The sequence below is a fragment of the Pseudomonas sp. B14(2022) genome (assembly GCF_012030485.1).
Lineage (GTDB): Bacteria > Pseudomonadota > Gammaproteobacteria > Pseudomonadales > Pseudomonadaceae > Aquipseudomonas.
This window is the reverse complement of record NZ_JAAUVM010000001.1, coordinates 721358-744915: the sequence shown is the minus strand read 5'-3', so window position 1 is coordinate 744915 and position 23558 is coordinate 721358. Positions and strand designations below refer to the sequence as shown.

The 23558-nt window shown below is 59.9% G+C and carries 21 protein-coding genes; 15 read left to right on the top strand and 6 right to left on the bottom strand.

The window, feature by feature from the left end:
* Nucleotides 1-90: 90 nt before the first annotated feature.
* Nucleotides 91-933 (bottom strand): pca regulon transcriptional regulator PcaR, encoded by an 843-nt coding sequence (gene pcaR / locus HCF10_RS03415; RefSeq protein ID WP_017530459.1) that lies wholly within the window; start codon nucleotides 931-933, stop codon nucleotides 91-93.
* Nucleotides 934-1494: 561 nt separating this feature from the next.
* Here pcaR and HCF10_RS03410 point away from each other — a divergent pair.
* Nucleotides 1495-1695: a hypothetical protein gene (locus HCF10_RS03410; protein WP_131697441.1), complete on the top strand. Its 201-nt coding sequence runs from the start codon at nucleotides 1495-1497 to the stop codon at nucleotides 1693-1695.
* Nucleotides 1696-2007: 312 nt separating this feature from the next.
* Nucleotides 2008-3483, top strand: coding sequence for an inorganic phosphate transporter (locus HCF10_RS03405; protein WP_131697187.1), 1476 nt, complete (start codon nucleotides 2008-2010; stop codon nucleotides 3481-3483).
* A 151-nt stretch (nucleotides 3484-3634) separates the two neighbouring features.
* Here HCF10_RS03405 and ccoM read toward each other — a convergent pair whose 3' ends face one another.
* Nucleotides 3635-3751 carry a cytochrome c oxidase subunit CcoM gene (gene ccoM, locus HCF10_RS31775; RefSeq protein ID WP_010563588.1) on the bottom strand — a complete coding sequence of 39 codons (117 nt, stop codon included), beginning with the start codon at nucleotides 3749-3751 and terminating at the stop codon, nucleotides 3635-3637.
* Between the two features lie 143 nt (nucleotides 3752-3894).
* Nucleotides 3895-4089, bottom strand: coding sequence for a hypothetical protein (locus HCF10_RS03400; RefSeq protein ID WP_131697188.1), 195 nt, complete (start codon nucleotides 4087-4089; stop codon nucleotides 3895-3897).
* Nucleotides 4090-4188: 99 nt separating this feature from the next.
* Between HCF10_RS03400 and HCF10_RS03395 the strand changes: the two genes are divergently transcribed.
* The 3 genes from HCF10_RS03395 (at nucleotide 4189) to HCF10_RS03385 (ending at nucleotide 6801) form a co-directional block, all read left to right on the top strand.
* Nucleotides 4189-5061, top strand: a complete 873-nt coding sequence (locus tag HCF10_RS03395) for a LysR substrate-binding domain-containing protein (protein ID WP_167654872.1) — start codon at nucleotides 4189-4191, stop codon at nucleotides 5059-5061.
* Between the two features lie 91 nt (nucleotides 5062-5152).
* Complete coding sequence (locus HCF10_RS03390) at nucleotides 5153-5623, top strand: RidA family protein (protein ID WP_131697190.1); 471 nt, start codon at nucleotides 5153-5155, stop codon at nucleotides 5621-5623.
* The gene (locus HCF10_RS03385) at nucleotides 5620-6801 is read left to right on the top strand and encodes an aminotransferase class V-fold PLP-dependent enzyme (protein ID WP_167654871.1); all 1182 of its coding nucleotides are present in this window, start codon (nucleotides 5620-5622) and stop codon (nucleotides 6799-6801) included. Before HCF10_RS03390 ends, HCF10_RS03385 begins: the two co-directional genes overlap by 4 nt.
* Here the strand turns inward: HCF10_RS03385 and HCF10_RS03380 are convergent.
* Complete coding sequence (locus HCF10_RS03380) at nucleotides 6798-7139, bottom strand: aspartate-semialdehyde dehydrogenase (protein WP_065926412.1); 342 nt, start codon at nucleotides 7137-7139, stop codon at nucleotides 6798-6800. The genes HCF10_RS03385 and HCF10_RS03380 overlap by 4 nt on opposite strands.
* A 218-nt stretch (nucleotides 7140-7357) precedes the next feature.
* Here HCF10_RS03380 and rapA point away from each other — a divergent pair, with 218 nt between their 5' ends.
* Nucleotides 7358-10204 (top strand): RNA polymerase-associated protein RapA, encoded by a 2847-nt coding sequence (rapA, locus tag HCF10_RS03375; RefSeq protein WP_065926413.1) that lies wholly within the window; start codon nucleotides 7358-7360, stop codon nucleotides 10202-10204.
* 180 nt (nucleotides 10205-10384) lie between these two features.
* On the opposite strand, the gene HCF10_RS03370 is transcribed toward rapA, so the two are convergent.
* On the bottom strand, nucleotides 10385-11731 hold the full coding sequence (locus HCF10_RS03370) for a spinster family MFS transporter (protein WP_145334980.1): 1347 nt from the start codon (nucleotides 11729-11731) through the stop codon (nucleotides 10385-10387).
* Between the two features lie 253 nt (nucleotides 11732-11984).
* Between HCF10_RS03370 and HCF10_RS03365 the strand changes: the two genes are divergently transcribed.
* The 3 genes from HCF10_RS03365 (at nucleotide 11985) to HCF10_RS03355 (ending at nucleotide 17134) form a co-directional block, all read left to right on the top strand.
* A complete protein-coding gene (locus HCF10_RS03365) occupies nucleotides 11985-12350 on the top strand; it encodes a YkgJ family cysteine cluster protein (protein WP_131697193.1) in 366 nt (121 codons plus the stop codon).
* 138 nt (nucleotides 12351-12488) lie between these two features.
* Nucleotides 12489-14753 carry a putative bifunctional diguanylate cyclase/phosphodiesterase gene (locus HCF10_RS03360; RefSeq protein WP_167654870.1) on the top strand — a complete coding sequence of 755 codons (2265 nt, stop codon included), beginning with the start codon at nucleotides 12489-12491 and terminating at the stop codon, nucleotides 14751-14753.
* A gap of 203 nt (nucleotides 14754-14956) precedes the next feature.
* Nucleotides 14957-17134 carry a hypothetical protein gene (locus tag HCF10_RS03355; RefSeq protein WP_131697195.1) on the top strand — a complete coding sequence of 726 codons (2178 nt, stop codon included), beginning with the start codon at nucleotides 14957-14959 and terminating at the stop codon, nucleotides 17132-17134.
* Between the two features lie 219 nt (nucleotides 17135-17353).
* Here the strand turns inward: HCF10_RS03355 and HCF10_RS03350 are convergent, their stop codons facing one another.
* Complete coding sequence (locus tag HCF10_RS03350; protein ID WP_131697196.1) at nucleotides 17354-17656, bottom strand: DUF2288 domain-containing protein; 303 nt, start codon at nucleotides 17654-17656, stop codon at nucleotides 17354-17356.
* 353 nt (nucleotides 17657-18009) lie between these two features.
* Here HCF10_RS03350 and HCF10_RS03345 point away from each other — a divergent pair, with 353 nt between their 5' ends.
* From HCF10_RS03345 to HCF10_RS03320, 6 genes are all read left to right on the top strand, one after another.
* Nucleotides 18010-19137, top strand: a complete 1128-nt coding sequence (locus HCF10_RS03345) for a branched-chain amino acid ABC transporter substrate-binding protein (protein WP_090408372.1) — start codon at nucleotides 18010-18012, stop codon at nucleotides 19135-19137.
* 229 nt (nucleotides 19138-19366) lie between these two features.
* Complete coding sequence (gene livH / locus HCF10_RS03340) at nucleotides 19367-20290, top strand: high-affinity branched-chain amino acid ABC transporter permease LivH (protein WP_003172375.1); 924 nt, start codon at nucleotides 19367-19369, stop codon at nucleotides 20288-20290.
* Nucleotides 20287-21540, top strand: a complete 1254-nt coding sequence (locus tag HCF10_RS03335) for a high-affinity branched-chain amino acid ABC transporter permease LivM (protein ID WP_131697197.1) — start codon at nucleotides 20287-20289, stop codon at nucleotides 21538-21540. Before livH ends, HCF10_RS03335 begins: the two co-directional genes overlap by 4 nt.
* On the top strand, nucleotides 21537-22304 hold the full coding sequence (livG, locus tag HCF10_RS03330) for a high-affinity branched-chain amino acid ABC transporter ATP-binding protein LivG (RefSeq protein WP_131697198.1): 768 nt from the start codon (nucleotides 21537-21539) through the stop codon (nucleotides 22302-22304). The genes HCF10_RS03335 and livG overlap by 4 nt, the downstream gene beginning before the upstream one ends.
* Before the next feature lies 1 nt (nucleotide 22305).
* Nucleotides 22306-23007: an ABC transporter ATP-binding protein gene (locus tag HCF10_RS03325; RefSeq protein ID WP_131697199.1), complete on the top strand. Its 702-nt coding sequence runs from the start codon at nucleotides 22306-22308 to the stop codon at nucleotides 23005-23007.
* Between the two features lie 236 nt (nucleotides 23008-23243).
* The gene (locus HCF10_RS03320; protein WP_092356485.1) at nucleotides 23244-23540 is read left to right on the top strand and encodes a BufA1 family periplasmic bufferin-type metallophore; all 297 of its coding nucleotides are present in this window, start codon (nucleotides 23244-23246) and stop codon (nucleotides 23538-23540) included.
* Nucleotides 23541-23558 lie beyond the last annotated feature (18 nt).

Here is a 23558-nt window from a genome sequence, read left to right as displayed (position 1 = left end):
GGGCGCCCTCAAGAGCGCTGCCGCACAGTAATAAGCCGGGGGAAACATCGTCAATTCATCAAGCGGGGATCTGTGCGGTCACCGAACACCTTAGGCAAACAGCTGGGCACTCAACTCACGGCTGGCACTGAGCATGCTCGGCAGGAAACGCTGCTCCAGCTCGCTGCGGCTGACCCGTCCCGCGTGAGTGCTGACATTGAGCGCCGCCAGCACCTGGCCCGACGCGTCATACACCGGCACCGCAATGGAGCGCAGGCCCTGTTCCAGTTCCTGGTCGACAATGCACCAGCCCTGCTGACGCACTTGTTGCAGGCACTCGAACAAGGCTTCGGGGGTGGTCAGGGTGCGGCTGGTCTTGGTGGGCAGGTCAGCGTGGTCGAGGTAGTCCTGCAGCGAGGCATCATCCAATGCCGCCAGCAGGATGCGGCCCATGGAGGTGCAATAGGCCGGCAACCGTCCGCCCACCGACAGGTCCACGGAAATCAGGCGCTGGGTGGTGGCCGAACGGGCGATGTAGAGGATGTCGTCGCCTTCGAGGGTGGCCATGTTGCAGGCTTCGTGCAGTTGCTCGCTCATGCGGTCCAGGTACGGCTGGGCCGACACCGCCAACGGCGTGGAGGACAGGTAGGCGTGGCCCAGGGTCAGGACTTTGGGCAGCAATGAATAGGTGCGCCCATCGGTGGTGGCGTAGCCGAGTTTGATCAGGGTATGCAGGCAGCGGCGTACGGCGGCGCGGGGGATTTCGGTGCGGTGGCTGATCTGGGCGATGGTCAGGTGGCGCTTGCGCTCCTGGAACGCCTGCACCACGGCCAGGCCGCGGGCCAGCGAGGTCATGAAGTCCGGGTCACCGGTAAACGCCTGGATACGCTTGGCCGGCGAGGCAACGATCGGCGGCGCCACTGACGCGAAAGAGTTGCGCAATTGATCGTTCATGCCAGGTTCCTTTCTCTTATTGTCAACCGCAGGGGATTGGGCTGCTATTACAAGCCGGGCCGGCCGTGATGCACAAGGCAAGCCCAGCAACATTGGGCGATTATCGGACAACCATGCGATTATCGCAATTTTGCACCTCGCCTGAAGCCGACCTCCCATTCATGCCATCGGATAATATTAAGCCGGTCATTTAATAGCGGGATCCCTTGTTGTATTTATGACGCCAGACTTTCAGCAAATACCGACGCGTCCGCGTAACAAAACACTCACACAAAGGTGACGCTTTTTAACTTTATGCCGATAGTGTTATTCAAATGCGCCGCTATAATGCACCCTGTGCGGAGGTCAACCCGGTTTCATATCGGGGCAGGGGCTCGCCAAACCATGCACAGGCCGTGCATGGGCGGTCGCAATTACCTGCCTGGAATGACTGCCACAACAGTGGCCTCTCGTTTCTATTTCAAACTTGAACACTTCATGGGTTCAATTTGGAACGGCCCGAGGCGGCATTCAGGCATTAACGCTGCTACGTATTTACACTCAACTCAATTAGGTAACAATGTGACGAAAGATGAACTGCGCGCGGAACTTGAGCGCCAGGAGCAACGTTACAAGGATGTTTACGGCGGAGAAATCACCACCTACGCCGCCCAACCTGAACCTGAACGCAAACCATGGCGCAAGCGAGCCAGCCTGCTCGACCAGGCATTTGCCCAGGAAATCCAAAAGATTGAACAGGAACGCAAAGCCGAAGAGCCATAAGCGCTTCGGGTTTATCCCAGGGTCCTGGCTGGAATGCTGTCACTTAGCCAGCTTCCAGTCGGCCTAAATCTCACGATCACCTGTAAAATTTCATACAAATGTTTCAGGTATGACGATTTTATGACAAAACCCTGTCTTTTCCGCCCTGCGCTTTATAAATCAAAGACTTGCCAAAGGCCCGAAAACCCTGGGATCGCCAGCTTTCGCCCATGTCGATTCAATGAAGATTGTTACCGATGAGCAGCTAGTGCATCGATTACCGAGGTTTTCTGGCATAATCGCGCCCCCTTACGACCGGGTCAGAAAACCTTCATGATCGATTTATTCAGCGGACTGGATGCTTGGGTTCTCGTGAGCCTGTTGCTCGCCCTGGCCTTTGTCCTCGCCTTCGAGTTCATCAATGGCTTTCATGACACCGCTAACGCGGTGGCCACAGTCATCTATACCAAAGCCATGCCGCCGCATCTGGCCGTGTTCTTCTCCGGGGTGTTCAATTTCCTCGGCGTGTTGCTCGGCGGTGTCGGTGTCGCCTACGCCATCGTGCACTTGCTGCCCGTGGAGTTGCTGATCAATGTGAACACCGGCCATGGTTTGGCCATGGTTTTCTCGTTGTTAGCTGCGGCGATCACCTGGAACCTGGGCACCTGGTACTTCGGTATCCCCGCCTCCAGCTCCCACACACTGATCGGTTCGATCCTTGGTGTCGGCCTGGCCAATGCCCTGATCAACGACATCCCCCTGGCTGACGGTGTGAACTGGCAGAAGGCCGTCGATATCGGCGCATCCCTGGTGTTCTCGCCGATGGCCGGCTTCCTGGTCGCAGCCCTGGTGCTGCTCGGCCTGAAATGGTGGCGTCCGCTGTCAAAGATGCACAAGACCCCGGACCAGCGCCGCAAGCTTGATGACAAGAAGCACCCGCCGTTCTGGAACCGCCTGGTCCTGGTGATTTCGGCCATGGCCGTGAGTTTCGTTCACGGCTCCAACGATGGCCAGAAAGGCATCGGCCTGATCATGCTGGTGTTGATCGGTATTGTGCCGGCGCAGTTCGTACTTGACCTGGGCAGCACCACCTACCAGATCGAGCGTACCCGCGATGCGACCGTGCATTTGAGCCAGTTCTACCAGCGTAACAACGATACGCTTGGCGAATTCCTGGCCCTGGGTAAAAGTGTGAAGGACGATCTGCCGGGCAAATTCCAGTGCAATCCGCAGCAGACCGAGCCCACCATCAACGCACTCGTGAGTACGTTGAAGGGTGTCTCCGACTACCACTCGTTGACCTCCGATCAGCGTATCGAAGTACGCCGCTACCTGCTGTGCCTGGACGACACCGCGAAAAAAGTCGGCAAGCTGCCGGGCCTGGAAGCGCGTGAGAAGTCCGACCTCGACAAGCTGCGCAAAGACCTGACCGCCACCACCGAGTACGCGCCGTTCTGGGTGATCCTCGCGGTCGCACTGGCCCTGGGCCTGGGCACCATGGTGGGTTGGAAGCGTGTGGTACTGACGATCGGTGAGAAGATCGGCAAGCAGGGCATGACCTACGCCCAGGGCATGTCGGCACAGATCACCACCGCCACGATGATTGGCTTTGCCAATATCTTCGCCCTGCCGGTCTCCACGACCCACGTACTGTCTTCCGGCGTGGCGGGCACCATGGTTGCCAACAAGAGCGGCCTGCAAGGTGGCACGGTCAAGACCATCCTGATGGCTTGGGTGTTGACGCTGCCTGCGACCGTAGGCCTCTCGGCAGGCTTGTTCTGGCTGGCCTCCAAGGCACTGGGCAACTGATAGCCAGGCGCTGAAAAAAAGGTGCGGCCTCTGTGAGGACCGCACCTTTTTTTATGGATATGAATTAACCGAGATCATTAAATACCAGGCAAAAAAAAAGGCGACCGAAGTCGCCCAAAATGCCTTGCGTGCTCATGTAACCCGGAAAGACTTAAGGTTTTTTACGCTTGTTCGCGTCTTTCCAGATAAAAAATCCAAACCCTACAAAAAACAGCACCATGAGGCCTACAGTCAGCACTCCGGCGAATACCACATTGTCGATAAACATGACCGGCCTCCTGCACTTGCCTTGTTGCGATAGGGCTAAGTTAATGGAGAAGGCGGATTGAAAAATTGACAGGGATCAATGTTGCCCGCGACGGGGCGTAAAGCAGGGTAATAACTGACCTGCATCAATAGATGCAGGCCGTTTTAACGCTTTTTGGGTTTGTTCTTTGATTTTTTCTTGGCTTTACCTAAAGGCATCGCCTGTTCAAACGCCTGGCGCACTTCATTCAGGCGCTTGTCATTCAGGTCATGCACGCGCTTGGCGCGTTCGGCGTTCAGGTCGATCAGCTTGTCGTCATCACTCATGGCTTGGCTTACGTCGTGGCGAGTAAGGCTCAATAATGCGGACTCCTGCGCCCGACGGCAAATCAACCCGCGACAAATGGCAGGCCGTCGCCCAAAATCGGCACTTTTCACCCCTCCAGGAAGCGCATTCAGGTGGCACTGCATAAGGATCTTCCGCCGTTGCTGGCCCTGCGCGCCTTTGAAGCCGTGGCCCGACACTTGAGCTTTATCAAGGCCGCGCAGGAATTGTCCGTGACCCAGAGCGCCCTGAGCCATCAGGTGCAAAAGCTCGAACAGCATCTGGGTAAACCGCTGTTTATCCGACGCACCCGTGCGATCGATCTGACTGCAGACGGCCAGCGGTACTACGATAAAATCCGTCCAGCCCTTGACGCCATTGCCATCGCGACCCGCGCCCAACGGGTGCTGCCCAGCGCCACGGTGTTACGTGTCGGCCTGCTGGCGTCTTTTGCCACCCTGTGGTTGGCGCCGCGCCTGTCCGGTTTTCTCAACCGCTATCCGCATATCCAGGTGGAGTTGCTGCCGGCGATTCAACTGGCCAACGTCGCAGGTGCCGAAGTCGACCTGGCCATTCGCTACGGCAAAGGCGACTGGCCCGACGTGCAGGCCACGCGGCTGATGCCGGAGGTGATCTCACCGGTGTGCAGCCCGGCATTCAAGGCCAGCCACCTGCACAACGGTGCGCTGTTGATGGCGACTTCGCACCGGCCTTTTGAGTGGACGGATTGGTCTCGGCATTATCAAGTCGACCTCAAGCACCATCCTCGCGTCATGCTCCACGACTACAACATCGTGGTCGAAGCCGCTGTGGCCGGCCAGGGCATTGCCATGGGCCGTCATCGCCTGATCCAACGCAGGCTCAATGACGGCAGCCTGGTGGAAGCCTTCGATTGGCCGCCCTATCACAGTGAAATAGGCTACTGGTTGATTGCACCGCAAGACACTGCCAATGACGCCGCGCGCTGTTTCAGCGAGTGGTTGAAGGAGATCTGCAGCGACGCGTGAGTTATTTCGATACGTCGCATGAGATCTATCCGTTTGTCGACAATCCCCCCTGCCCCACATGCTGAAACCTCCAGCCCCAAGAGGATTCACCATGAGCGACTCCCTCCGCCACCGCGTGCAAGCCCTTGGCCTGACGCTGCCGTCCCCCAGCCAGCCGATTGCCAACTACATCAACCATGTGGTCAGCCAGAACCAGCTGTTTATCTCCGGGCAAATCCCGCTGATAGACGGCAAACCCGCCTATGTCGGCCGCCTGGGCGAATCCCTCAGCGAGGAAGAAGGTGTCCAGGCGGCGGAGCTGGCCGCATTGAGCTTGCTCGCGCAATTGAGCGACGCCCTGGGCGATGACCTGTCGCGCCTGGTGCGCATCCTGCGCCTGGGGGTGTTTATCGCCAGCAGCGGCGACTTCCAGCGCCAGGGCGCGGTGGCCAATGGAGCCTCCAACCTGCTGGTGAATGCCCTCGGCGAAAAGGGCCGTCATGTGCGCACGGCAGTGGGTGTTTCCAGCCTGCCGGCCGGCGTGGCGGTGGAGGTTGACGCGATTTTCGAGTTGCAACCGTGAGCCCGCTTGAAGTGCAACATCTGCGTGAGGGCACACGCGGCTGCCAATCGGGCATCGTGCACTTCAACCCTGCCGGCGCCTCATTACCAAGCCAGGCGACCCTCGACGCCATCATCGACCAACTGCAACGCGAAGCCCGTGACGGCCCGATGGAAGCCGGCGAATATGGCGCCGTGCTGGTGGAAAAAGCCCGCCGCGCGGCCGCGCAGTTGCTCAACGCGCCCACCCCGTCGATTGCCTTTGCCAGCAGCGGCTCGACCGCCTGGAGCATGGCGTTCCAGGCCTTGGACCCTTGGCAGCCGGGCGATCGCATTCTGGTAGGGCGCCACGAATGGGGCGGCAATCTGGCGAGCATGCAGTTGGCGGTGCAAGCCGGCGCGCGGGTGGAGGTCATCCCGTGCGATGCCACCGGCGCGGTTTGCCCCGTGGCATTGGACGCCATGATCGACCCGAACGTAAAACTGATCGACCTCACCTGGCTCCCCGCCAACGGCGGCCTGATCAACCCCGCCCAGGCCATCGGCGAAGTGGCCAGGCGTCATGGGATCGCCTACTTTATCGACGCCGGCCAAGCCGTCGGCCAGGTGCCGGTAGATGTGCAGGCGTTGCAGTGCGATGTGCTCAAAGCGGCCGGTCGCAAGCACCTGCGCGGGCCACGGGGCACGGCACTGCTGTACGTGCGGCCGGATTTCCTCCAGCACTTGAAACCGGCCCAACGCGACGTGTTTTCCGCCCCCTGGGCCGCCGATGGTTTCGACCTGCGCAACGACGCCCGGCGCTTTGAAACCAGCGAGGCGTCGTTTGCCCTGTTGGCGGGCTTGGGCAATGCGCTGCAGGAGATGAATCAATTGGGGATCGAGCGGGTGTGGGAAAGGGTCACGCAAACCAGTAGGCGAATCCGCCAAGCATTGCGTGAGATTCCGGGTATTTCCCTGCATGACCTGGGCACGGTTCAATCAGGCTTGATCGCCTTCAACCTCGCCGGTTGGGACGCCTTCGAGCTCAAACGGCGATTGGGGTTGAAGCGGATCAATATTGGCGCTAACGGCGTGGCCTACACCCCGTTGGATATGCAGGCCCGTGGCCTGACCAGCATTGCGCGGATCTCCGTCAGCCCGCTCAACAACGATGACGACATCGCGTTGCTGATGACGGCCCTGCGGGAACTGCGGGGCTAAACCTCCACGTCCACCCACAAACCCTGGCGCGGCGCGTCTTCGATCAGCGGCACAACCGGTACGGTGTTGTCGGCATTGAGCAGGTCGCCCGGGATCGCCAAGTGTTGATCCGGGTCTTCATCGGCTTCGCGCCGGCGTTTCTGCTGTTCCTGCTGGCGGCGTTGTTCCTCGCGCAGCAAAAAGGTCGACTGCTCGGCATCGCCCTTTTTCAGGTCGATGGTGCTTTCGTTGGAGCCCGCTTGCACAGGGACCACGGGCGGAATATCGGGTTTCTGGCGGACCGGGTCGAGTTGCGACGTAACCGGTACGACGCTGACGGGCAGCATAGGTGGAAGCATAATAGTTGTTCTCCTGTCAGCAGGCTGTCGGCGGGCCGCGTGGCGACTTGAGCGCAGGTTCGTCAACCTGTGACCCAGTCGACACTCACAAGTGCCCGCCACCCGTCGATTCTGCACTCACCCGGCCACTCAAACGGCGTAGTTTTTGTCAGAGTCCTTGGGCGTGGGGCCTTGTTCCGTTAAGATAGTCGGCTTTTTCACGGCGGGAGTCAGGCAGCATGGCGCAGCAGTATCAACCGGGGCAACGCTGGATTAGTGACAGCGAAGCAGAGCTGGGGTTAGGCACCGTTCTGGCACAGGACGGCCGCTTATTGACCGTGCTCTATCCGGCCACTGGCGACACCCGCCAGTATGCGCTACGGAATGCGCCCCTCACCCGCGTGAGGTTCTCGCCGGGTGACTCCATCACCCATTTCGAAGGCTGGAAAATGACCGTACAGGAAGTCGACGACGTCGACGGCCTGCTGGTCTACCACGGCCTCAATGGGCAGAACGAGCAGGTCACCCTGCCGGAAACCCAGCTCTCCAACTTTATCCAGTTCCGCCTGGCCAGCGACCGTCTGTTCGCCGGGCAGATCGACCCGCTGGCCTGGTTCTCGCTGCGCTATCACACCCTGGAACACACCAGCCGCCAATTGCAATCCTCGCTGTGGGGCCTGGGTGGCGTGCGTGCGCAACCTATTGCCCACCAATTGCATATCGCCCGTGAAGTCGCTGACCGTATCGCGCCACGGGTTTTGCTGGCGGACGAAGTGGGCCTGGGCAAGACCATCGAAGCCGGCCTGGTGATCCATCGCCAACTGCTCTCGGGCCGTGCCAACCGCGTACTGATCCTGGTACCGGAAAACCTGCAGCACCAGTGGCTGGTGGAAATGCGCCGCCGCTTCAACCTGCAAGTGGCGCTGTTCGATGAAGAACGCTTTATCGAAAGCGATGCCGCCAATCCGTTCGAAGACACCCAACTGGCCCTGGTCGCGCTGGAATGGCTGGTGGACGATGAGAAAGCCCAGGACGCGCTGTTCGCCGCCGGCTGGGACCTGATGGTGGTCGATGAAGCCCACCACTTGGTGTGGCATGAAGACAAAGCCAGCCCGGAATACAGCCTGGTCGAACAACTCGCCGAGGTCATCCCGGGCGTGTTGCTGCTCACCGCCACCCCGGAACAACTGGGCCAGGACAGCCACTTCGCGCGCCTGCGCCTGCTGGACCCCAACCGTTTCCACGACCTGCACGCCTTCCGCGCCGAAAGCGAGAACTATCGCCCGGTGGCCGAAGCCGTGCAGGAGCTGCTCGACAAGGGCCGCCTCTCCCCCGCCGCGCACAAGACTATCCAGGGCTTCCTCGGCAACGAAGGTGAAGCGCTGCTGACCGCCGTCAACGATGGCGACGCCGAAGCCAGCGCACGCCTGGTGCGTGAACTGCTCGACCGCCACGGCACCGGCCGCGTGCTGTTCCGTAACACCCGTGCCGCCGTGCAGGGCTTCCCGGAGCGTAAGCTGCACGCCTACCCGCTGCCGAACCCGGACGAATACCTCGAGTTGCCCCTGGGCGAACACGCCGAGCTGTACCCGGAAGTCAGCTTCCAGTCGCAACCGGACATCGACGAAGAAAACCGCTGGTGGCGCTTCGACCCGCGCGTCGAGTGGCTGATCGACCAGTTGAAAATGCTCAAGCGCACCAAGGTCCTGGTGATCTGCGCCCACGCCGAAACCGCCATGGACCTGGAAGACGCCTTGCGCGTTCGCTCCGGCATCCCGGCCACGGTGTTCCACGAGGGCATGAACATCCTCGAGCGTGACCGCGCCGCCGCCTACTTCGCCGATGAAGAATTCGGCGCCCAGGTGCTGATCTGCTCGGAAATCGGCAGTGAAGGCCGCAACTTCCAGTTCTCCCACCACCTGGTGCTGTTCGACCTGCCGTCCCACCCCGACCTGCTGGAACAGCGGATCGGCCGTCTGGACCGGATCGGCCAGAAGCATGTGATCGAACTGCACGTGCCGTACCTGGAAACCAGCCCGCAACAGCGCCTGTTCCAGTGGTACCACGAAGCGCTGAACGCGTTCCTCAACACCTGCCCGACCGGCAACGCCTTGCAGCATCAGTTCGGCCCGCGCCTGCTGCCACTGCTGGAAAATGCCGACGACAGCGAGTGGCAAGCCCTGATCGACGAGGCCCGTGCCGAGCGCGAGCGTCTGGAGCAGGAACTTCACACCGGCCGCGACCGCTTGCTGGAGCTCAACTCCGGCGGCGCCGGCGAAGGCGATGCGCTGGTGGAGGACATCCTCGAGCAGGACGACCAGTTCGCCCTGCCGATCTACATGGAAACCCTGTTCGACGCATTCGGCATCGACAGCGAAGACCATTCGGAAAACGCGCTGATCCTCAAGCCAAGCGAGAAGATGCTCGACGCCAGCTTCCCCCTGGGCGACGACGAAGGCGTGACCATCACCTACGACCGTAACCAGGCGCTGTCCCGTGAAGACATGCAGTTCATCACCTGGGAACACCCGATGGTGCAGGGCGGCATGGACCTGGTGCTGTCCGGCTCCATGGGTAACACTGCCGTGGCGCTGATCAAGAACAAGGCGCTCAAGCCAGGCACCGTGTTGCTGGAACTGCTTTACGTCAGCGAAGTGGTCGCGCCGCGCGCGCTGCAATTGGGCCGCTACCTGCCGCCGGCGGCACTGCGCTGCCTGCTGGATGCCAATGGCAACGACCTGTCCGGCCGCGTCTCGTTCGAAACCTTGAACGACCAGCTGGAAAGCGTGCCACGGGCCAGCGCCAACAAGTTCGTGCAGGCCCAGCGCGATCAACTCACACCGCGGATCAACGCCGGTGAAGAGAAGATCACGCCGCGTCACGCCGAACGTGTGGCCGAAGCCAAACGTCGCCTGGCGGCAGACACCGACGAAGAACTGGCGCGCCTGACCGCGTTGCAAGCGGTCAACCCGACCGTACGCGACAGCGAGTTGGTCGCCCTGCGCAACCAACGCGAGCAAGGCCTGGCCATGCTCGACAAGGCTGCGCTGCGACTGGAAGCCATTCGGGTGTTGGTAGCGGGTTGATTACCGCCCTGCCCTGTTGAATAGAGGCCCGCGCAATGCGGGCCTTTTTTATTCACTTGAGAACAGCTTTGGCTTTGCGGGCCTCATCGGGGGCAAGCCCCCTCCCACATTGATCAGTGCTCGACATGACAACTCGGTCAACTGTGGGAGGGGGCTTGCCCCGGCACAGTCACCGCGGTTTCAAGCCGTCGCTGCCGCAGCCGGCACCTCAACAGCCACCAATCCCTCCTTCATCCGCTTGGCATCACGCACAAAACTGCGTGACGCCTGGAACAGAAACAACATGGTCAGGAACAGCGCCACCGGAATCAGGTACATGGCGTCGTGCAAGCCCACTGCCTTGTAAGCCTCAGTCATCTGCTCCGCCCCCGCCGCATACATCGCCGCATGGGCAAAATGGTCGGACAGCCCGCCCACCACAATCGGCCCCATGCCTCCGCCCAGCAAGTACAAGCCGGCAAAGAACAACGCCATCGCCGTAGCCCGCAGGCGCGGCTCGACCACGTCCTGGATCGCCGTGTACACACAGGTGTAGAAGTTATACGCAAACAACCAGCCCACACTGAACAGCGCCACAAACACACCGATCTCGATGCGCCCGGCATGCAAGGCCCAGGCGGTGGTGACGGTGGAGATGATCAGGCTGCACGCCGCAAACAGCAGTCGGCCATTGGCAACGCGCTGATGGATCTTGTCGGCAATCCAGCCACCCAAGGTCAGGCCCACCAGGCCGGTCAACCCGACAATGACGCCAGTGGCGACCGCCGCGTCCTGCAGTGGCATGAGGAAATAGCGCTGCAGCATCGGCACCAGGAATGAATTGCACGCGTAGGTGGCGAAGTTGAAGCACAACCCGGCCAGCACCAGCCACAGGAAGGTCGGCACGGCCAGCACGCGGCGGATCGGGCGGTCGACGCGCTCCTGGGAGACTTGTACGGCTTCGGCGGCGCCGCGCTTGGGTTCCTTGATATAGAACATGAACACCGCAAGGATCAGCCCCGGCACGGCGGCGATAAAGAATGGCGCGCGCCAGCTGTCGAAAGCCTTGACCATCCAGCCGATGGTGAAGAACGCCAGCAACAGGCCCAAAGGCAGGCCCAACATGAAAATCCCCATGGCCCGGGCACGACGGTGTGCCGGGAACAGGTCGCCAATCAGCGAGTTGGCAGCCGGCGCATAGCTGGCTTCACCGATACCGATGCCCATGCGCACCAGCAAAAACGTCCAGAAACTGCCAACCAGGCCGTTGACCGCTGTCAGCCCGCTCCACGCGAACAGGCCCCAGCCCATCAGCTTGCTGCGCGAACCGGTATCGGCCAGACGCCCCAGCGGCAGGCCGGCAATGGCGTAGACGATGGTAAAGGCGGTGCCGATGATGCCGAGCTGGAAGTCGCTCAGGTGCCATTCCATGCGGATCGGCTCGATGATGATCGCCGGAATGGTGCGGTCGAAGAAGTTGAACAGGTTGGCGAGGAACAGCAGGAACAGAATGCGCCAGGCATTCGCCGCTTGGGTCGAGTTCTGCATGGGTCCGTCTCTTTTATTGTTATGAGAGCTGCGATGCCCGATGCATCCCGCCCGGAACCTGCAACATAGTCAGGCGAGCCGTGGTTGTCTGTAATGATTCGTAAAGCTGATAGGGCATGATTTCACCCGTCACTACGGGACTTTGCCGACAAAAATATAAGTGCATGCCCCCCTTCCCAACGGCCATGACCCGATTAGAATGGCGAGCCTTCCCGAACCACTCTCCCCTTACCTTTCTTAATCGAAGACGCCCATGTCCGAAGCCAGTCCGTGTCTGAATTGCGGTGCCTGCTGTTCACACTTTCGTGTGTCTTTCTTCTGGGGTGAGTGCGCCTCCTCGGGGGGCACGGTGCCCGATGACCTGGTGGTGCAGATCAACCCCACCCGCGTGGCCATGATCGGCACCGACCAGAAACCCGCACGCTGCTGCAGCCTGGAGGGCAACGTGGGCCAGGCCACCAGTTGCTCAATTTATGAGCAGCGCTCCAGTGTGTGCCGCGAGTTCGATTCGTCCTGGAGCCAAGGCGTGCAGAACGTCGACTGCGATGCCGCCCGCGCAGCATTTGGCCTCGCCCCCTTGGAGCAACCTTTCGAACTGATCCTGCCCCTCAGCGCTTAGCATTAAACGCCATTAACGACATGCCAAAATCATAGCGAGCAAAATGCCATTATCGATGGCGAATCCCCCGAGGCTTCTATACTCGACCTCATAGATCATCGCCTGAGGCTGTGACGTGACGCTATGACGGGACATGCTATGGAATGGCTAGGTCTGCACTTTTTTACCGACCTCCCCGCGAACGGGCACTTATTACTCAATTGCAGTCATAACCCGTTCCTGGTGCTGCTGGCCTACCTGGTCGCCTGTGCGGCAGGTTTCGGCACCCTGGATATGGCCGAACGAGTCGGCAATGTCGAAGCCCCCACCCCTCGCCGCCACTGGCGCTGGTTGGGGGCCGGTTGCCTGGCAGGTGGTATCTGGTCCACTCACTTCATCAGCATGCTGGCTTTCCAGGCCCCCATCGCAATTCACTACGAACTGTTCATGACGTTCGCCTCGCTGATCATCGCCCTGATCGCTTCGCTGTTCGCCATGCAAACCCTCAGTCACAACCACCTGCGGTTTAACCAATACCTGCTGGCATCGGTATGGATGGGTATCGGCATTGCCTTGATGCATTACGTCGGCATGTCCGCCATGCGCTCCCAAGCCCAGGCGTATTTCGAGTCGGGACTGCTCCTCGCCTCGGTGGGCATCGCCATTGGCGCCAGCCTCGCCGCATTGCTGCTGTCGAGCTACCTGCGCACCGGCGCCGGGGTCTTCCATCAACTGCTCAAATACGCCGCAAGCCTGATATTGGGCGCGGGCATTATCAGCATGCACTTTACCGGCATGGCCGCCATGCAACTGATAGTCCCCACGGGGGCCGACCTCTCATTACCGCTGGATGACAACCCCATCCAGCTGGGCCTGTCGGTCGCCGTGATCACCCTGCTGGTGATCGGCAGCAGCATCAGCGCCGCGCTGGCGGACAAGAAGCTGCAGCACAAGGAGCGCGACCTGCGTCGGGTCAACGCGCTGCTCAGCGAACTGGACCAGGCGCGCGCCTCCCTGCAACAGGTGGCCCATTACGACGCACTGACCAGCCTGCTTAATCGACGGGGTTTCAATCAGATTTTCGCGGAAAAGATCGCCGAAAAAACGGCTTCAAACGGCATGATGGCAGTTATTTTCCTCGATATAGATCACTTCAAGCGCATCAACGACAGCCTCGGCCATGACGCCGGGGATCAATTGCTCACCGTTCTGGCCAGCCATATCAAAGGCTCTGTGCGCAGCCATGCGGACGTGGTCGCCCGGTTTGGCGGCGATGAGTTCTGCATCCTGATCAGCGTTCATCACCGCGACGAAGCGCGACACCTGGCCCAGCGCATCATGCAGAAGATGAAGGATCCGATCGAACTGGCCGGTCGCCGTATGGTGATGACCACCAGTATCGGCATCAGCCTGTTTCCCGAGGATGGCCTGACCTGCGAAGAGCTGCTGAAAACCGCCGACCTGGCGCTGTACCAATCCAAGGACACGGGACGCAACAGCCTGAACTTCTTCAGCTCCAACCTGAAGACCCGAGCCTTCCTCGAACTGCAACTGGAAGAGGAGCTGCGCAGCGCCCTGCGTGCCCAGAACCAACTGGTGCTGTTCTACCAACCGATCTTTGACATGAAGCTGGGCAAGGTCACGCGCCTGGAGGCCCTGGTGCGCTGGCAGCATCCGCAACAGGGGCTGCTGGCCCCCGACCGGTTTATCGGGATTGCCGAAAGCAATGGGCTGATCGCCGAACTCGACCATTGGGTCTTGCGCCAGGCCTGCCATGACTTGAGCCTGCTCTCCGACCGAGGCTATACCGAACTGACCATGGCGGTGAATTGCTCGGCCCTGAACCTGGCCCGCGACGAAATGGCGGATGAGATCGAAAACGCGCTGCGCTTCAGCGGGATCGGCGCCAACCGCCTGGAGCTGGAAGTCACCGAAAATGCCTTGATGGGCAATATCAGCAGCACCCTGGCGCTGCTGCGGCAAATCCGCGCGCTGGGCGTGTCGCTGGCTATCGACGACTTCGGCACCGGCTACTCCTCCCTCGCCTACCTCAAGCGCCTGCCGCTCAACACCCTGAAGATCGATCGCTCGTTTATCCAGGATATTCCCAAGTCGACCGCCGACATCGAGATCGTCCAGGCGATTATCGGCATGGCCCATACCCTGCACCTGCAGGTGGTGACCGAAGGTGTGGAAACCCAGGCCCAGTTCGAATTGTTGCTCAAACATGGCTGTGATTTCGTCCAGGGCTACCTGTTGAGCCCGGCGGTCCCCGCCAGTGAAATAATTGGCGCAATGCAAGGTATCGACATACGCAATCCGCTCTACCCATTCAGCGTGTCGGGCACCAAGGACGCCCGCCCGGGGAAAGAGTCCTCCCCTGGCCGCTCCGGATCCACCTCTATCGTCCGGCCAATTCGCTGACGTCGAATCTTTGGCATTTCGCCATCACTTACCTAAAGATCGCCGACGAACGGCCGATTCATTAGAGTCCGGCCAGGTTTTTCCTGAGCACACTGGGTAAGCCTGATCGTACCGGACAAGGACGCACTGTAAAGTCGCGAACTCCCATTCTGCGATGGCTATTTGATACTTTTTCAGCCATCCGCCCAGGTACATGGCGCACAATGACTTCTAAAAATAACTCTGGCACCGTGGTATCCGATGTGTTGCTCCCAGCTCCTGCGGAAAAGCCCTCAGGTTCAAAGTCATTGAGCACCGCACGCCCGCTGGCCACCCAGCAATACCTGTACTTCACCGAAACCAATACCGACCGCATCCTCGATAACCTCGACGGCCTGCGCGACATGGTGTTTCCGCGACCGCCTCACCTGGAAGGCGACAGCGAGCAGCACAGCGAGCAGGAATTCCCCTCGGTCTGCCTGATCGGCCTGGGCCGCTGCGGTTCGAACATCGCGCTGGACGTAGCGGAGTTGGTGTACAACGCGCGCAAGTTCTACCTCAACGAATTCAGCACTGAAGATAAATCCTTGGATAAGGGCTACAGCCCGGCCCAGTGGATTCGCAACAACCTGCGCCTGGGCGGCGGCAAGGCCAGCAAGCCGGTGTTCCTGGTGGAACCGCTGGTGATGCTGGGCGACCTGGACAAGGACATCGCCGGGCGTATCCGTTTCTCGCGCAAGGGCGAAAAAAGCGGCTTTCTGCGCGACTACAGCAAGATGAAAATCATGGACCTCTCCGAAGTCCATGCCGGTGGCGCCGGTAACGCGCCGATCCTCGGCCAGTACCTGGCCAAGATCATCCTCAACAAAGACACCCAGCGCTTTTCCAGCCCCGACTGGAAGATGATCCATTCGTACCTGATCGATTCCTGCGGCATCAAGGCCAATCAGTCGCGCCTGTACTTCTCGATCTTCAGCGCCGGCGGCGGTACCGGTTCGGGCATGGCCTCGGAATTCGGCCTGGCGCAGCAGCATTCGTACATGAACAAGACGTTCGACACCAAGCCCGCCGACGAGCACGACAGCAAGAGCGGCCACGCTTTCGTCTTCGAGCCGATCTTCACCAGCGGCATTTGTGTGCTGCCGAACATCTCCGACCACCGCAGCGAAATGTCCGAGGCACTGCACATCAACGCCGGACGCTTGCTGTGCAAATACCTTTCGGAAGAATGGGACTTCTCGTACAACTTCGACAATGAAGACAGCAGCGAAGCCAGCGTGAAGGGGCGTATCCGCCCGTGGAACGCGATGATGCTGATCTCCAACGACATCATGCGTTACGCCGAAGAGAGCGATGACGGCAATATCCAGAACATTGACGTCAATGCCATGGAAAAACACGCCAACCAGTACATCTCCCAGCAAATCTTCAACATCCTCACCGCCCAGGCCGTGACTACCGACTACGACCAGAACTACTTCCGTCGCGCCGGCATCGACATCGGCGAAACCATCCGCCTGGACGCCAATGACCTGTTCATGAGCCTGGCCGGGCCGGTGGCGATTGCCTACGCCGAATCCGTCGTACCGGAAACCCCGGCGCCGTCAAATGACAAGTTCAAAGTCTTCGAGAAAGAGCCCCAGCGCCTGAACATCGACGACCTGTTCTTCCGCTCCATCGACCTGCCGCATTTCAACAAGGTCACCCAGGCCATCGAAGGCATCAGCCTGTTGCCGATCGAGTCCAAGCGCTACAGGGCGTCCCTGGAGCAGTACAAGAACTCAGGCTACGACGCGGCGGCGCTGCACGACCTGCACTTCTTCAAGAACTGCTCGTCGGTGGTGTCCATCGTTTCGCTGCCCAAGGACTACAAGCTGTCCTACATGGACCTGAACCGGCTCAAGACCCACCTCAACAGCCTGTTCCCCAACACCACCCTCAAGCGCTATGCCCTGGTGATCGGCGCGTCGGCCAACCTGTCGCTGACCACCCTGATCGCCAAGAGCCCGTGCCTGTCGGATGACTTCCTGACACTGATCGTGGCCTTCATCAAGCGGTGCTTCGCGCGCAACCCGTATCGCTTCGACGACACGCTGGATAACTCGATCCTGGATTTCATCATCCACGAGGACTTCGACGAAGACCGCATCGACGAACTGCTCAACGAGTTTGAAAACCCGGCGAAGATCCTCGATACCAATTGGTACGCGATCAAGCCGATGTATGAGAAGAAGTACCGCGAGTTGATCAACGACAAAGAGAAGTTCGTGTCGATCAATGACATTCGCCTGTCACGGGATTGCGTGAAGAAGGCGATCAAGTACCTGCGCGAGATCTACCGTCATCGCATTGGCAAGACCAAGGTTATTTCGTTGAATAACCATACCGGCAAGACCGCGTAAGCGTTTATGGCGAGGGAGATTGCTCCCTCGCCACGGTCCCTTAACACCCGGAAACAATTCCCACGACCTTTCGACCCGCGCAAAACTGTTCCCGTGACGTGCACGTCACCTTCGTGCTGTGATCTTTCTCCACGGCAAGATGCCATTACTGCGTCGGCGGTTACTCCAATACACACTTCGACGAACAAAAAACACGCACATCTTTAGTGCATAAATTTCTTACGACGCCCTTTCCTGGATCAGTATCCAGGGCGAAACCACCACCGCCCACAAGTTCGGATCACGCTCCACCAAGTCCAATGCCCTCGTCGCAGACACTTCGCCCAGACTGCCGGAAGCCAGCCAGGCAGCGACTTTATCGCGGTTGTCTTCGGCCATTGCCTCTGCGGCCTCGATCAAATCCAGATCAGTATCGACCCACAATAGGGCACCCTTGGCAAAGAACGGTTCAAGCTCCTTCCAGGAAATTTCGGCGGTTTCACCGAGCAGCTTGGCATAGAGGGTGCTAGGTTCTTGCGTCATGGGAGTTCACCTGAGAAAAAATCGGCGCAATCATAACGTCGTGCCTTTCCTATAAAAAGCCAGGTAGAAAAACCCAGTTGCAAATGAGTCATCGATAGAAAGTGTCAGGAAAGCCAAGGATTGCCCGATACTCTGGCATCAACCCGCCGCAATTCTGTCTTTTTCTTTCATTTAAGCGACACACCCGGGTTTTGCCCCCAGCAGCCAGCTTTTCAAGCGATCAACCGGCGCTCTACACTGTACCGGTACAGTTGCCAGGGCACTGCCGGGGGATATCCGAGATATCTGATCCGGTTCTACAGCTCACAAGGCCGCTAGAACTATAAAAAATACAACAGTAAGAGTGGAGCACTATGAATAAGGCTACTAAGCAGATTTCCAAACTGTTTGCCGCTATGGTCCTGGCTGGGGTTGCCGGCCATTCGTTCGCAGCTGACACCATCAAGATCGGCATCGCCGGTCCAAAGACTGGTCCTGTAACGCAATACGGCGACATGCAATTCATGGGTGCCAAGCAGGCCATCGCCGACATCAACGCCAAGGGCGGCGTCGACGGCAAAATGCTCGAAGCCAAGGAATACGACGACGCCTGCGATCCTAAACAAGCCGTGGCCGTTGCCAACAAAGTGGTCAACGACGGCGTCAAGTTCGTGGTCGGTCACCTCTGCTCCAGCTCCACTCAGCCAGCGTCCGATATCTATGAAGACGAAGGCGTAATCATGATTACCCCGGCGGCCACCAGCCCGGAAATCACCGCCCGTGGCTACAAGCTGATCTTCCGCACCATCGGCCTGGACAGCGCCCAGGGCCCAGCGGCCGGCAACTACATCGCCGACCACGTGAAGCCGAAAATCGTTGCCGTCCTGCACGACAAGCAGCAATACGGTGAAGGTATCGCCACCGCCGTCAAACAGACCCTCGAGAAGAAAGGCGTGAAGGTTGCCGTCTTCGAAGGCCTGAACGCCGGCGACAAAGACTTCTCCTCGATCATCCAGAAGCTCAAGCAAGCCAACGTCGACTTCGTCTACTACGGCGGCTACCACCCGGAGCTGGGCCTGATCCTGCGCCAGTCCAAGGAAAAAGGCCTGAACGCCAAGTTCATGGGTCCAGAGGGCGTCGGCAACGATTCCATCTCGCAAATCGCCCAGGGCGCTTCCGAAGGCCTGCTGGTGACCTTGCCTAAATCCTTCGATACCGACCCGGCCAACAAAGCCATCGTTGACGAGTTCGCCAAGAACAAGCAGGACCCAACCGGTCCGTTCGTGTTCCCGGCCTACTCAGCCATTGAAGTCATCGCCGGCGGCATTACTGCAGCCAAGAGCGAAGACACCGCCAAAGTGGCTGCCGCCATCCACGCGGGCACCTTCAAGACCCCTACCGGCGAGCTGAGCTTCGACGCCAAGGGCGACCTGAAGGACTTCAAGTTCGTGGTCTACGAATGGCACTTCGGCAAACCAAAAACCGAAGTTTCCCCTCAGTAAGCCAGGCGTTACTGGTCCAACAAGCCCACTGTGAGAGCAGTGGGTTTTGTTTTACGAGGTTTATGGGCCTGTCACCCGCGATCCGGGCGCTGGCTCACCTGAAAATCTTAAAACCGTCACCAGCGGTTCGCTGGCAAACGCTTTGTGCAAATGTGCTCACAGAACACAGCACGGGGCCGGAACATGACTCCACCAGTGAAATGCGTATCGGGTTTTTAGGAGCGCTGTAATGCCTGAGATCTATCATTTTTTCCAACAGCTGGTTAATGGCCTGACCATTGGCAGCACCTATGCCTTGATAGCCATTGGCTACACAATGGTTTACGGCATCATTGGAATGATTAACTTCGCCCATGGCGAGGTGTACATGATTGGTTCCTACGTGGCCTTCATCGCCCTCGCCGGGCTGGCCATGATGGGTATCCACTCCCTGCCGCTGTTGATGACCGCCGCGTTCCTGGCGTCGATCGTCGTAACCAGTGCCTATGGCTACAGTATTGAGCGCGTTGCCTACCGTCCCTTGCGTGGCAGCAACCGTTTGATCCCGCTGATTTCCGCCATCGGCATGTCGATTTTCCTGCAGAACACCGTATTGCTGTCCCAGGACTCCAAGGATAAATCCATCCCCAACCTGATCCCGGGGAGCTTCTCCTTCGGTCCGGGCGGTGCGGAAGAAGTGCTGATTTCCTACATGCAGATCCTGGTCTTCGTCGTCACCCTGGTGGCCATGCTGGGCCTGACGCTGTTCATCTCCCGCTCCCGTCTGGGGCGCGCCTGCCGGGCCTGCGCCGAAGACATCAAGATGGCCAACCTGTTGGGCATCAACACCAACAACATCATCGCCCTGACCTTCGTGATCGGTGCCGCACTGGCAGCCGTCGCGGCGGTACTGCTGAGCATGCAGTACGGCGTGATCAACCCCAACGCCGGTTTCCTGGTAGGCCTCAAGGCCTTTACCGCAGCGGTATTGGGCGGCATCGGCAGTATTCCGGGCGCGATGCTCGGCGGTCTGGTGCTGGGGGTGGCCGAGGCGTTTGGTGCCGATATTTTCGGCGACCAATACAAGGACGTCGTGGCGTTCGGCCTGTTGGTCCTGGTGCTGTTGTTCCGTCCGACCGGCATCCTGGGCCGTCCGGAGGTTGAGAAAGTATGAGCAGATATCTTAAATCGGCGTTTTTCAGCGCCTTGCTGGTGTGGGCAGTGGCCTTCCCGGTACTCGGCCTCAAGCTGAGCATTGTCGGCATCAACCTGGAAGTGCATGGCACCGGTCCCGTGACCCTGACCATCATCGCCCTGTGTTCGGTGCTGATGTTCCTGCGCGTGCTGTTCACCCAGCAGGTCGGCGCTCTGTTCAAGCGTAACCGTGGCCCGTTGGTCTCGCCCAAGGTCAGCCAATTCCTGACCCTGCCGCGCACCCAGCGCTACATCATCATCGGCCTGATCGTGGCCGCGCTGATCTGGCCGTTCTTCGGCTCGCGCGGTGCGGTCGACATCGCCACCCTGATCCTGATCTACGTGTTGCTGGGCCTGGGCCTGAACATCGTGGTGGGCCTCGCCGGCCTGCTCGACCTGGGTTATGTGGGCTTCTACGCCGTGGGTGCCTACACCTATGCGCTGCTCTCGCACTACCTGGGCTGGAGCTTCTGGATCTGCCTGCCGCTGGCCGGCATGGCGGCGGCCACGTTCGGCTTCCTGCTGGGCTTCCCGGTGTTGCGCCTGCGCGGTGACTACCTGGCCATCGTGACCCTGGGCTTCGGAGAAATCATTCGTCTGTTCCTGCGCAACCTGACCGACATCACCGGTGGCCCCAACGGCATCAGCAGCATTCCCAAGCCGACCTTCTTCGGACTGTCGTTCGACCGCACCGCTGCCGAAGGCATGCAGACCTTCCACGAGTACTTCGGGATTGCCTACAACCCGGTGAGCAAAGTGGTGTTCCTGTACCTGGTGGCGCTGTTGCTGGCACTGGCGGCACTGTTCGTGATCAACCGCTTGCTGCGCATGCCCATCGGCCGTGCCTGGGAAGCGTTGCGCGAAGATGAAATCGCCTGCCGTGCCCTGGGCCTGAACCCGACCATCATCAAGCTCTCCGCCTTCACCCTGGGTGCCGCGTTCGCCGGTTTTGCCGGCAGCTTCTTCGCCGCTCGCCAAGGCCTGGTGACCCCGGAGTCGTTCACCTTTATCGAGTCGGCGATCATCCTCGCCATCGTGGTATTGGGCGGCATGGGCTCGCAACTGGGCGTGATCCTGGCGGCGATCGTGATGATCCTGCTGCCGGAAATGATGCGTGAGTTCAGCGAATACCGCATGTTGATGTTCGGCGCCATGATGGTGCTGATGATGATCTGGCGACCTCAAGGCCTGCTGCCCATGCAACGTCCACACATGGAGCTGCGCAAATGAGCCGCGAGATCCTGAAAGTCGAAAACTTGAGCATGCGCTTCGGCGGTTTGCTAGCGGTCAACGGCGTGGCCCTGACCGTGAAAGAGAAACAGGTGGTTGCACTGATCGGCCCCAACGGCGCCGGCAAGACCACGGTGTTCAACTGCCTCACCGGTTTCTACAAACCGAGCGGTGGCAGCATCCTGCTGGACGGCCAGCCGATCCAGGGCCTGGCCGGTCACGAAATCGCTCGCAAGGGCGTGGTGCGGACCTTCCAGAACGTGCGGTTGTTCAAGGACATGACGGCGGTCGAGAACCTGCTGATCGCCCAGCATCGTCACCTGAACACCAACTTCTTTGCAGGCCTGTTCAAGACCCCGGCGTTTCGCAAGAGCGAGCGCGAGGCCATGGAATATGCGGAGTACTGGCTGGACAAGGTCAACCTCACCGAGTTCGCCAACCGCCCCGCCGGCACCCTGGCCTATGGTCAGCAACGTCGCCTGGAAATCGCCCGCTGCATGATGACCCGCCCGCGGATCCTGATGCTCGACGAACCGGCCGCCGGCCTGAACCCCAAGGAAACCGAAGACCTCAAGGCGCTGATCGGCGTGTTGCGTGAGGAAAACAACGCCACGGTGCTGTTGATCGAACACGACATGAAACTGGTCATGAGCATTTCCGACCATATCGTGGTGATCAACCAGGGCACGCCGCTGGCGGACGGGACGCCGGAGCAGATCCGCGGCAATCCTGAAGTGATCAAAGCCTATCTGGGGGAAGCGTAAAATGCTGCAATTCGAAAACGTTTCCACTTTCTACGGCAAGATCCAGGCCTTGCACAACGTCAACGTGGAAGTGCGCCAGGGTGAGATCGTCACGCTGATCGGCGCCAACGGCGCCGGCAAGTCGACCTTGCTGATGACCTTGTGCGGCTCGCCGCAGGCCCACAGCGGCAGCATCCGCTACATGGGTGAAGAGCTGGTGGGCCAGCAGTCATCGCACATCATGCGCAAGAGCATTGCCGTGGTGCCGGAAGGCCGCCGGGTGTTCTCACGCCTGACCGTGGAGGAAAACCTGGCCATGGGCGGGTTCTTCACCGACAAGGGCGACTACCAGGAGCAGATGGACAAGGTGCTGCACCTGTTCCCTCGTCTCAAGGAGCGCTTCAGCCAGCGCGGCGGCACCATGTCCGGCGGCGAGCAGCAAATGCTCGCCATCGGCCGGGCGCTGATGAGCAAGCCCAAGCTGTTGCTGTTGGACGAACCGTCCCTGGGCCTGGCACCGATCATCATCCAGCAGATCTTCGACATCATCGAACAGCTGCGCAAGGACGGTGTAACGGTGTTCCTCGTGGAGCAGAACGCCAACCAGGCGCTGAAAATCGCCGACCGCGCCTACGTGCTGGAAAACGGCCGGGTGGTGATGCAGGGCACTGGCGAGCAGTTGCTGACCGACCCGAAGGTACGTGAGGCGTACCTGGGCGGTTAACACCCGGTTGCGGCACGAACCGGATCTCAATGTGGGAGGGGCTTGCCCCCGATGGCGGTACATCAGTCACATGCTCTGTGCCTGACACCCTGCCATCGGGAGCAAGCTCCCTCCCACATTTTTTTGCATTGTTTGAAATTATTTAGTCTGGCCTTGTAACGAACATCCTCCTCCCGCCTCTAGTGGTGCAAGCAGGCATTCAAGCCCGCTCCTCAACCTACTGCTGGAGATCCATCATGACGACCAAACTGTCCGCCGCTTCCCTCGTCCTCGCCCTGAGTTCGGCCTTGAGCCTCTCCGCCCTGACCACCAGCGCACACGCTGCCGACGACATGCAGAAGTGCTTCGGCGTCGCTGAAGCCGGCAAGAACGATTGCGCCGCCGGCGCCGGCACGTCCTGCGCCGGCACCTCGAAGACCAAGGATCAGGCCAACGCCTGGAAACTTGTCCCGGCCGGCACCTGCACCCAAACCCCAAGCTCCACCTCGCCGACCGGTTTCGGCCAGGAAGCCGCCTTCACCGCCAAGTCCTGAAACCCTGCCTCGCCTGAG